This window comes from Candidatus Phytoplasma pruni, assembly GCF_001277135.1.
In the GTDB taxonomy this organism is placed as follows: Bacteria; Bacillota_I; Bacilli_A; order Acholeplasmatales; family Acholeplasmataceae; genus Phytoplasma; species Phytoplasma pruni.
This window is the reverse complement of sequence record NZ_LHCF01000001.1, coordinates 82,972-93,855: the sequence shown is the minus strand read 5'-3', so window position 1 is coordinate 93,855 and position 10,884 is coordinate 82,972. Positions and strand designations below refer to the sequence as shown.

At 28.5% G+C, this 10,884-nt stretch carries 8 protein-coding genes, 1 tRNA gene and 1 other RNA gene; all 10 read left to right on the top strand.

Annotation, left to right across the window (positions count from 1 at the left end):
- The first annotated feature begins 27 nt into the window (after positions 1-27).
- Positions 28-103, top strand: a tRNA-Asn gene (locus CPX_RS00430).
- A 138-nt stretch (positions 104-241) separates the two neighbouring features.
- Entirely contained in the window at positions 242-2,404 is a 2,163-nt protein-coding gene (locus CPX_RS00425) for a polyribonucleotide nucleotidyltransferase (RefSeq protein ID WP_053521296.1), read from the top strand.
- Positions 2,405-2,474: 70 nt separating this feature from the next.
- Positions 2,475-2,879, top strand: an RNA gene (gene rnpB / locus CPX_RS02865) — RNase P RNA component class B.
- Positions 2,880-3,293: 414 nt separating this feature from the next.
- Complete coding sequence (gene lysS, locus CPX_RS00420) at positions 3,294-4,796, top strand: lysine--tRNA ligase (protein ID WP_053521295.1); 1,503 nt, start codon at positions 3,294-3,296, stop codon at positions 4,794-4,796.
- Positions 4,797-4,839: 43 nt separating this feature from the next.
- The gene (locus CPX_RS00415) at positions 4,840-5,259 is read left to right on the top strand and encodes a hypothetical protein (protein WP_235443170.1); all 420 of its coding nucleotides are present in this window, start codon (positions 4,840-4,842) and stop codon (positions 5,257-5,259) included.
- A gap of 69 nt (positions 5,260-5,328) precedes the next feature.
- Positions 5,329-8,067 carry a helix-hairpin-helix domain-containing protein gene (locus tag CPX_RS00410; RefSeq protein WP_053521294.1) on the top strand — a complete coding sequence of 913 codons (2,739 nt, stop codon included), beginning with the start codon at positions 5,329-5,331 and terminating at the stop codon, positions 8,065-8,067.
- A complete protein-coding gene (locus CPX_RS00405; protein ID WP_235443169.1) occupies positions 8,064-8,498 on the top strand; it encodes a hypothetical protein in 435 nt (144 codons plus the stop codon). The genes CPX_RS00410 and CPX_RS00405 overlap by 4 nt, the downstream gene beginning before the upstream one ends.
- Positions 8,499-8,762: 264 nt before the next feature.
- A complete protein-coding gene (gene tilS / locus CPX_RS00400; RefSeq protein WP_053521301.1) occupies positions 8,763-10,019 on the top strand; it encodes a tRNA lysidine(34) synthetase TilS in 1,257 nt (418 codons plus the stop codon).
- Positions 10,020-10,120: 101 nt separating this feature from the next.
- A complete protein-coding gene (locus tag CPX_RS03170; RefSeq protein ID WP_235443168.1) occupies positions 10,121-10,360 on the top strand; it encodes a hypothetical protein in 240 nt (79 codons plus the stop codon).
- Positions 10,344-10,871: a hypothetical protein gene (locus CPX_RS00395; RefSeq protein WP_235443167.1), complete on the top strand. Its 528-nt coding sequence runs from the start codon at positions 10,344-10,346 to the stop codon at positions 10,869-10,871. Before CPX_RS03170 ends, CPX_RS00395 begins: the two co-directional genes overlap by 17 nt.
- Positions 10,872-10,884 lie beyond the last annotated feature (13 nt).

The following is a 10,884-nucleotide window of genomic DNA, read 5'->3' as shown; positions in this document are numbered from 1 at the left end:
TGATTAAGGTTAATAAAAAATAATAATGCCTATGTAGCTCAGTTGGTAGAGCATCTGACTGTTAATCAGGAGGTCCTAGGTTCGAGCCCTAGCGTAGGCGCCAAACTATATTAAGATCAATGCAAAAAGGTCTTTTTTTATTATGTACGAATAAATATTAAGTTAATTTTTATTTTCAAAAGTGGTTTTGGTTAAAAAAATGATAAAAAAGTTATATAAATGAAAAAAGGAGATTTTTTTAATGACTCAACAAGTGTTTGAAACTACTTTTGAAAATAATTCATTAACTGTGGAAATAAATAAATTTGCTAAACAAGCGAACGGATCTGTTATGGTACGTTATAAAGATACTGTTATTTTGAGTGTTGCTGTTTCTAGTACGCAAGACACAACTTTAAATTATTTTCCATTGATGGTGATTTATCAAGAAAAACTGTATTCAGCTGGTAAAATACCTGGCAGCTTTACCAAAAGAGAAGGTAGATCCACTGATTTTGAAGTCTTAAACTCACGTTTAATTGACAGAGCTTTAAGACCTTTATTTGATAAAAATGTAAAAAACGAAATTCAAATTATTAATACTGTTTTAAGTAGTGATCATAATTGTAATAACGAAAATTTCGCTCTTTTTGGCAGTTCTTTGGCTTTATTAGTTTCTGATATTCCTTTCGTAGAAGCGGTTTCGGCTGTTTCTATTGGCAAGATCAAAGGCGAAATGGTTATTAACCCAAATTTAAAACAAAAAGAAATGTCTGATTTTTTATTAACTCTTTCAGGCACTCAAGATAGTTTGAATATGATTGAAGCAGTGGCGAAAGAAACTCCTGAAGAAGAATTATTAGAAGTGATGTTGTTTGGTCACGAAGTGATTAAAAAAATGTGTGCTTTTCAAGAAGAAATTCGCCAACAAATTGGTAAAGAAAAAATTGCTTTAGATATTCCAGAAACAAATGCAGTTTTATTCCAAGAAATAGATGAAAAATATCGTTCAGCCATAATCGCAATATTACAAGAAAATAATCAACAAAAAAAACAAAAAAACGTCTTATCTCAAAATCTTCAATTGTTAAAAGATGAAATTATGGCAGAATATAAACAAAAGAATTTTTTCAAAACTGTTGAGGAAATCGCAGTTCTTGATTTAGAACAACAAAAAAAATATTTAACCGAAATAGAAGCGATTTTTGACACTTTGTTAACGCAAGAAATTCGTAAAATGATTATTCATGAGAAAAAAAGAACTGATGGAAGAGAAATTGATGAAATCAGAACTATTGAAAATCAAGTGGGTTTATTGCCAAGAACACATGGATCAGCTGTTTTTACTCGTGGCGAGACCCAAAGTTTAGCAGTAGTAACGTTAGGTTCTTTAAGCGAAGGTAAAACGATTGATGATTTAACAGAAGATGCTAAAAAACGTTTTATGTTGCATTACAATTTTCCCGCTTTTTCTGTTGGTTCGGTAGGAAGATATATGTCTCCTTCTCGTCGAGAAATAGGTCATGGGATGTTGGCGGAAAAAGCATTATTACACGTCTTACCTTCAGAAGAAGAATTTCCTTACAGTATCCGCGTAGTATCTGAAATTTTAGAATCTAACGGGTCTTCTTCTCAAGCGACTATTTGTTCCTCTTCTATGGCTTTAATGGATGCTGGCGTGCCTTTAAAAAGCGCTGTAGCAGGTATCGCGATGGGATTGTTTTACGATAACCAAGATGAATACGTTATTTTGAGCGATATTCAAGGTTTAGAGGACCAAAAAGGTGATATGGATTTTAAAGTTGCTGGAACTGCAAAAGGTATTACAGCTTTACAAATGGATATTAAAATTGAATCTATCAGTTTAGATATTTTAAAAACTGCTTTGGAAAAAGCGCGTTTAGGTCGTCTGCATATTTTAAATAAAATGAACGATACTATCACTAAATCACGCAAAGAATTGTCTCCTTATGCGTTAAAAATAAAAGTGATTAATATTCACACTAGTAAAATTCGTGATGTTATCGGAACAGGCGGAAAGATCATTTCTCAAATTATTGAAAATAACGATAATGTTAAAATTGATATAGAACAAGATGGACGAGTATTTATTATGCATCAAGATTTAGAAGTAGTGGAAAGAACGTCTCATTATATTTTAAACTTGGTAAAGGACATCGAAGTCGGTCAAATTTTCGAAGGAGCCGTGGCTAAGATTTTAATGGATAAAAAAACTGGTCATTCTTTTGGTGCGATAATTCAACTTTTACCTGGAGTAGAAGGTTTTCTTCACATCAGCAAATTATCAGACAAAAGAGTTGATAAAGTGGAAGATGTGGTTAATATCGGACAAATGGTAACCGTAAAATGTATCAATATCAATGAAAAAGGTAAAATCGATCTTTCGTTGAAGAAAAAACATTAATCTTGGATTATTATTGTAAAAAGACAAGAATATTGCGTTAAAATTTGTTAAAATATTAATGTTAAAAAATAATGGAAGGTGGTCGAGGTTTAATATTGTTTTTAACAATATTAGGCTTAGGAAAGTCCATATTAGCACATGTTTAGGAAAGACATGTAGTGTTTGTGCTTAAGGAAAACAAGAACTTAAGGTGCTTAAATTCATTTAAGTAACGACTGTTTAAATTCTAAAAACTTATTCATAAGTTCATGAAAATAAACTTAAAGTGCCACAGAAACGAGTTAATTAGAAATAATTAAATGAAACGCGGTAAACTCCTCAAGCTAACAACCCAAAAAAATGGTAGGGGCACATGAAAATTGACGTTTTCTGTTTTTTTAATTATAGTTGGTTTTTGTGCTATTTTCGATAACGAATGTAGAGATAAATGATCACACTTGTTTGCAAAAACAAGAACAGAACATGGCTTATGCACATTATTTTTTTAACATAGAATCTTTTGAATAAAAAGATTCTTTTTTTCTTTAAACAAATGAAAATGTTTATTATACAATATAATTGGTCTAGTCTTTTTGAAGATGAAAGAAGAAGGATAATTGTTCATAAAAAGCCAGCTTGATTAATTTTGAAATTACCTTTGCAACAACATTGCAGCATTGTGTTTTAATTTTGACATCTTTTTCTTTTAATATGTTAAAATAATAGGTAAGTTTAACATCTTTTTTTGACGGATGAAAAGTAATTTTCTCTCAATTGCCTTTCTTTCTTTTAATTAAAATATGTTAATATTATCTCCAATAAAACTACTTAAGGTGGGAATGTTTTTGTTTTCTGCTGAATTATATTCAAAAATAAAAATTAAATAAAAAAAGGGGTTCAATGATTATTTATGAATAATGAAGAAAAATCATTAGAATTAGAACAAACAGTAATTAGAAAAAATAAAATAGAAGAATTAAAAAAAATTGACGTTGAACCTTTTAAAAACCATTTTGTTGTACAAAATAACGTTTCTGACTTATTGAAAAAATATAAACTTCTAGACAGAACCGAATTAGAGAATAACTTGATTAATGTCGCTGTGGCAGGTCGAATAGTTTTAAAAAGACTTCAAGGTAAGGCGGGTTTTTTTCAATTAAAAGATTTTGATAGTTCTATGCAAGTTTATGTGAATATGAAGCTAGTGTCGCCATTATCTTTCACTATTTATAAAAACGCTGATTTAGGTGATATTGTCGGAATTGAAGGTTATTTGTTTAAAACTAAAACAGATGAATTAACGATTAAGGCTACTAATTTAATCCATTTAAGTAAAAGTTTAAAAGTTTTACCGGATAAACACAAAGGTTTAAAAGATAAAGAATTAATTAGAAAAAAAAGATATATTGATTTAATCACTAATCCCCGATCGATGGACACTTTTGTAACTCGTTCCAAAGTAATTAAAGCGGTGAGAAAATTTTTTGATGATCGAGATTTTTTAGAAGTAGAAACCCCGATTTTACATTCTTTTATCGGCGGAGCTTCCGCTAAACCTTTTATCACTCATCATAACGCTTTAAGTTCTGATTTTTATTTAAGAATAGCTACCGAAATACCTTTAAAAAAATTAATTGTGGGTGGTATGAAAGCGGTTTATGAAATAGGTCGTATTTTCCGTAATGAAGGAGTAAATGCTACTCATAATCCTGAATTTACTACTATAGAAGCTTATTTAGCTTTTTCTAATATGCAAGGTATGATGGATTTAACCGAATCTTGTTTAAAAGACGTAGCACAAACTGTTTTAGGTCAATTAAAATTTGTGTACCAAGGGGACGAAATTGATTTTGGAACCTTCCATAAATATAATATGATTGATATTATTAAAGAAAAAACAGGGGTTGATTTTTACCAAGAAATGACTTTGGAAGAAGTGCAAAAAATAGCTCACCAGCATAAAGTACCTTTAGAACCTTTCTTTCAAAAAGGTCATATTATCGCCGCTTTTTTTGAGAAATTTGTGGAACCAACTTTAATTCAACCAACTTTCATTTATCATTATCCTTTTGAAGTAAGTCCTTTGGCGCAAAATAATAAGCAAAACCCAAGTTTTACTGATCGTTTTGAATTGTTTATCGCAGGTAAAGAAATAGTAAACGCTTTTAGTGAGTTAAATGACCCAATAGAGCAAAAAAAACGTTTTGCACAACAGTTAATACAAAAAGATTTGGGCGATGATGAAGCTGGGGAAATGGATGTCGATTTCATTGAAGCTTTAGAATACGGTTTACCACCAACTGGTGGGATGGGGATGGGCATTGACCGTTTAGTCATGCTACTCACTGATACGCCTAATATTAGAGATGTTATTTTATTCCCTCACTTTAAACATAATAACCAAATACTATAATTGTTTATTCATCCAGTCCAACCATTTTATGGAAAAAAGGAAATTGTTAAATGAACCAAAAAAAATATATCACAACATTAAAGATTTATTTGTGTATTATTTAACCATTAGTAGCGATCAATCAAAAAACCAAAATTTGGAAAAGATTTTCTCGTTTTATGTTATTAAATTATCCGATAAAGTAACAAAAATGTTCACTCTTCATGAAATAGATCAAAATATCGATCTATTCCAGGAACAGTTAGAATTATGCCTTCAAACCGGAGATTTAGAATTTTTCTTACAAGAAAAAGAGATTAATATTATTCTTTTATTTTTAGAATCTTTTTATTTTGCTGCGGAAAAAATGATGACTTTAGAAAAAGAGAAGTATGCTTTATTTTTATTAGAAGCTGAGAAAAAAAATAAAAATCTTTTTGAAACTGAAGAACACAAGAGAAAATTGAAAAAAAATTTGAATTAATTTGAAAACCTTTTGGGATGGTTGGCGAAAGAAATAATATTAAAGATTTTAAAAATGAGGTTTTAAATTATGAGAGGTCTTTTTTATCTACAAAGTTTTTACAGCATCACTAAAAGCGTGAATTCTATTGAAAAATTAGTCCAAAAAGCTGTTCAAAATAATTATGATTTTGTGACTCTTAGTGATGATGAAAATTTATATGGTATGGTAGAATTTATCTCTGTTTGTGAAAAAAACCGTATTAAACCTGTTGTAGGGCTTAGAATTTTTGTTTCTTTGGAACGTCTTTTTAAAGGCCAAAAAATAGGTCTTTTGGTTTATGCTTCTAACGATATAGGTTTACGTCATTTGATTCAAATTTCTAATTTCATTCGTACTCGTGATAAAACTATTACTTTAGAAGAAATAAGCCATTTACAAGAAGGTCTTTTTTTTATTTTATCTAATATTGATTTTTTGCTGGCGGATTTATCCGCTCCTAATAAAATGCAACCTATTTTAGCCGCTTTTAAAACTCATTTAAAGTTGTTTTATGTGGGTTTTTCTTTGCAAAATATTCGTTTAGCCGCGATGGATGAACACTTTTTCTCTTTGGTGGAGAAATTAGAATTAACAGTGCTTCCGGTTCATAAAACTAATTATTTAGGACAAGAAGACCGAGAAAATTATGAATTATTGTTAAAATTATCTCATCCGGAGTCAGAAGCAAAAAATAATATTTCTGATTTAGACGCTTTTTCTTTTCATTTTTTAGATAAAAAAGAATTTAGTGCTCAATATGGTCCTTATTTTAATAAATATAAAAGTTTTTGTGTCGATTTGGGTACTTTAATTAAACCCATCCATTATGACAAGCTTTTTTCTCAAGAATTGCATTTGCCTCTTTTTGACAATAATAAGGGTCAAACTTCGTTTCAATATTTACGAGAAAAAACTTTTATGTCTTTAAATGCTAAACTTAAAAATCAACAAATAGATACTCAATTACATTCTGTAACTCAATACCAAAAACAATTAGAAAAAGAATTAAAAATTATTGCCGATTTGCGTTATGAAGATTATTTTTTAATTGTGGCTGATTTTTTGGAATATGCTCGGAAAAAAGATATTTTGGTCGGACCCGGAAGAGGCTCTTCTTCTGGTTCTTTAGTGTGCTTTTGTTTAGGAATTACGGAAGTAGATCCTTTAAAATATAATCTTCTTTTTGAGAGATTTTTAAATTATAAAAGAAAAACCTTGCCGGATATTGATCTAGATTTTCCGGATGAGAAAATTCATTTAGTAACTCAATATATCGCTGATAAGTACGGTTCCGAACATATCGCCAATATCATCACTTTTAACACTTTTACAGTCAAATCTTTAATAAGAGATTTAATACGTTTAAAAGACATTAATCCCTTTTTTAATAAATATTTGGATAAAAATAAAGAAAAAGTGTTGTTGAAAATGGAAGGAATTCCTAAACTAACAGGAATTCATCCAGCAGGTATCATATTAAGCAAAGATAAATTATTTGATTTTTACCCACTTCAGAAGAATTATCAAACTAATTCACCTATTAAGTATCAAATGCAGTTAGAAAGCAAACAATTAGCTAAAATTGGGTTATTGAAAATTGATTTATTAAGTTTAAAAAGTTTATCTTTAGTAGATAAAATTTTAAAACAAATTAACCAAAAAGAAAAGTTATTATGGCATGATATTCCTTTGGATAAAAAAGAAGTATATCATACTTTACAAACTGGTAATACGGATTATATTTTTCAATTGGAATCTTTTTCAGCTAAAATAGTTTTAAAAAAAATTAAACCTCAAACTTTTGAAGAATTAGTCGCTGTTTTATCTTTTAACCGCCCTGGCCCATTATCTTTTCTTGATTTATATTGCACTAACCGTAAAAACAACCAAACTCGTTTTATTCATCCTGATGTGGACCGTGTTTTGCAAAATACTTATGGAGTGATTTTATTTCAAGAACAAGTGATGGAAATATCAGTGAGGTTTGCGGGATATGATTTAGGACAAGCTGAAATTTTGATGAGAAAAATGATTCAAAATAAAAATGCTTCTTTGCACAATGATACTTTGAAAAAAGATTTTATCAAAAATAGTGTGAAAAATAAAAAACATTCGTCCGCTTTATCCGCACAAGTTTATGATTATATCGTTAAATTTTCTAATTATAGCTTTAATAAAAGTCATAGCGTGGCTTATTCTTTAATTAGTTATCGGATGTCTTATTTGAAAACTTATCATGTGACGTCTTTTTATATAGTGATGTTAAATGAATATATTAAAAACGCGCCGGAAACAGCTAAATTACTCAAAGAAAGTCAAGATAAAATTGTTTTTATTAAACCTAATATTTTAGCAAGTGAAAGTCATTATCAAAACATTAATCAACAAATTGTAATGCCGTTGACTATTATTTATGGTATTAGTGAGGAAATTAGTCGTTTTATCGTTCAAGAAAGAAAAAAACAAAGTTTTAAGGATTTTTTTGATTTTAAAGTACGGTTGAAAAAAGTTTTAAATGATGAATTATTAAAAAATTTAATTTTTTCAGGTGTTTTGGATGTGTTTGGTTTAAATAGAAAAACTTTAATGAAAAGATCTAAATTTGAACTTTTAGCTCATGAAATATATTTGCCTGGTTTTAGTAAAAAAACAGATGCTGAATATACGCCGGGAGAATTGAAAAAAGAAACTATCAAAGTTTTCGGTTTTGATGTAGACGCGATTATCGAACGTACGCCTCAAAAGAAAAAAATATTAAATAATGGAAATGGAATGGAAAAAATATGATGACTTTAATGGAAAAAATATCCTTTAATTTTCGCAAATATTTTGTTAATAAATCTTGGAGAATGAATAAATATTTTCGTTTAATGATGGTTTTAATGAGTTTTATTATTATATCTTTAATTATTGTCACTAAATTGGATAGAGCTGTTTATCGAAAGAACGAAATCAATTTTGATAATTTTTATCAAGTTTATGAAGTTAAAAAGGTTCAAAATGAAGATCGTACTGGTTTAGAAGAAACTACTATTAATTTAAAAGCGATGTTTATTGGAATAATTGTTTTTGTTTGTTATTTCGGTTTAAAAAAAGGCGCTTTTGGGGTTACTTTAGGAACCTTTTTAGGAGCTATTTTAGGAGTTTGGTTAGCTTTATTATTTCCTTCCTTTTTTTATTTTTTTGAATTAGTATGGAAATGGATGTTAAGGCTTTAATAACGGATGTAAAGACCTGCTTAATAGGTCTTTTTTTATATCTAGAAGGATTTACTTGGTAAAGAAATGTGGATAAAACTGTGGTTTATGTTATATTATAGTTAGTTGGAAAATAATTGGTGATCGTTCTTAGTTGATTCTTGATTTGTAAATTCTATGAAGGATGAGAAAATTTTGTCTTTTTTAGAAATAAAAAGTACAAAATCATTGAAAATTAGCTTTTACTAATTATTTAAATTCGGGAAATAGCGAGAATTATTGATTGTGAAATTAAAATTATTAACCCCTTTAAACACTCAAAAACTCTATATTATATCTGTTAGTGGTGGAGTTGATTCTATGGCGTTATTAGATTATTTATTTCATCGAAAAATACCTTTAATTGTGGTTCATTTTAATCATTTAATGAGAGAAGAAGCCATTTTAGATAAAGAGTTGGTCTTTAATTATTGTCAAACTAAAAACATCCCTTTTCATTATTTTGAATTAGATTTACCTAAAAAAGATTTTCAGAATCAAGCGAGTTTATTCAGAAAAAAAAGGTTAAAAGAAATAGCGGTTAAATATGAAACTCGTTATTGTTTAACCGCTCATCATTTAGATGATTTAGCGGAAACTATTTTTTTAAAAATGATAAGAGGTAGTTCCTTATTAGGTTATAGCGGGGTTCAACCGTCTTATCGAGAAGATGATATCTTTTTTTTAAAGCCTTTCTTATATTTGCCTAAAGAAGAACTTATTCGTTACGCTGTTGAGAAAAAAATACCTTTTTTAGAAGATCGTACTAATGGTTTAAACATTTATACTCGTAATAAAATTAGAAACCAAATTATCCCTCTTTTAAAAGAAGAACGTCATTTTTTGAAGAATATGGAGAAGTTTCATCAGCAAACAACTGAAGCGCATGATTTCATTCGCTCTCAAAGCCGACTTTTTTTAAGTCAACAAACTTTATCAGAGGTGTGGGATTTAGAAGCTTTTTTATTATTGCATATTGCTGTGCAAAAAGATATTCTTTTGACCTCTTTAGAAGATAAAAAGATTAGTAAAAATTTTACTTTAATAAATAACATCATTAAAGGTTTACAAAACCGTTATAAACCTAACGCAGAATGGGATTTAAACAATGAGTGGTTCTTGATAAAACAATACGATCAATTATTATGGCAAAAAAAGATTCTTTTAGTTCAAGAAAACTTAGTAAAACCTTTATTATACGGTTGTGTAGAACCAAAATTATTATCTTTTTGCCAAGAACAAAAGATTCTTTTTTATGACGAAGGCAAGATAAAATTTCCTCTGGTTTTAAAACAAAAAAGAGATGGAGATATGGTGAAATTCCCTTTTGGGACGCAAAAATTAAAAAAATTCCTGATTAATAAAAAAATACCTTTATCAAAGAGAAAAAAGTTATGGTTAGTGGTCGACCAGAATAACACTGTCCTTTGGATTCCTCATTTATATATTAATCAAACCTTAGGCAAAACAAAAACTTTTAATTTAGGGATAAATTCTGTATAATTGATATGAATAAAAAAACATTTATGAAAGTTTATTTTTATTGTTAAACAAGATTTAACAAAGGAAAAAGAAATAAATAAAGGAAATGGAGTTTGGAGTTTATGAAGTTATGGGATCCGGATTTATCGGGTTATTTAGCTACTTTTGGTAGTTTTCTAACCGGTCTTTTTACTGGTTTTGTGGTTGCTTTGTTATTGTATATTTTTGTTAGTATTAAGAATTTTAATAAAAGATCTAAAATTCATAAAAGTAAATACGAAATAACTGATGAGGAAATCAATCAATTAATCAAAGATACGCAAGAAGAATTCAAAAACAATATGAATGAAAAAAAAAGATGAATTTATGATGATTTTATATCAAAGCGTGCGTAAATTGATTTTTGAGACTTCGCATAAATTTTATCCTGATTCGCCTTTCCCTTATTTAGAAATCACTTTGGATGAATCTTTAACTTTCATGAAATACTTGCAACAAAGGATTGATGAATTGTTTGAAAACAAGATGGTCCGTATGTTTAAAAAAATGACTTTAAGGCGCATTTTTACTTTAAAAAAAAAATTAGTGGATAAAAAATATATTGATAAATATAAAAAAACCAATAAAGCGATTAGTTTTGTTACTGGGACTTTGAATTTGATCAATCCTTTCCATTGGGCTAAAAAACTTTTTTTCAATAGATTTTATAAAAGTATGTTTGAAAAAATAGGTTGTGCTATTTTAGTGATTGTAGGAGAAGAAGTGTATAAAGTTTATAGTAAAACTATTTTTACCTCTGAACAAGATTTAGAAGATTATTTGAAAGAATTGCAAGAAGTAGTAAAACATCAAGAAAAAGAAGAAAAAAAATAAAATCTTTTTTATT

What these genes read in the sequence shown, in the direction of transcription:
- CPX_RS00425 (WP_053521296.1), top strand. Translation starts at nt 242, where the DNA reads ATGACTCAACAAGTGTTTGAAACTACTTTTGAAAATAATTCATTAACT.
- lysS (WP_053521295.1), top strand. Translation starts at nt 3,294, where the DNA reads ATGAATAATGAAGAAAAATCATTAGAATTAGAACAAACAGTAATTAGA.
- CPX_RS00410 (WP_053521294.1), top strand. Translation starts at nt 5,329, where the DNA reads ATGAGAGGTCTTTTTTATCTACAAAGTTTTTACAGCATCACTAAAAGC.
- CPX_RS00405 (WP_235443169.1), top strand. Translation starts at nt 8,064, where the DNA reads ATGATGACTTTAATGGAAAAAATATCCTTTAATTTTCGCAAATATTTT.
- CPX_RS03170 (WP_235443168.1), top strand. Translation starts at nt 10,121, where the DNA reads ATGAAGTTATGGGATCCGGATTTATCGGGTTATTTAGCTACTTTTGGT.
- CPX_RS00395 (WP_235443167.1), top strand. Translation starts at nt 10,344, where the DNA reads ATGAAAAAAAAAGATGAATTTATGATGATTTTATATCAAAGCGTGCGT.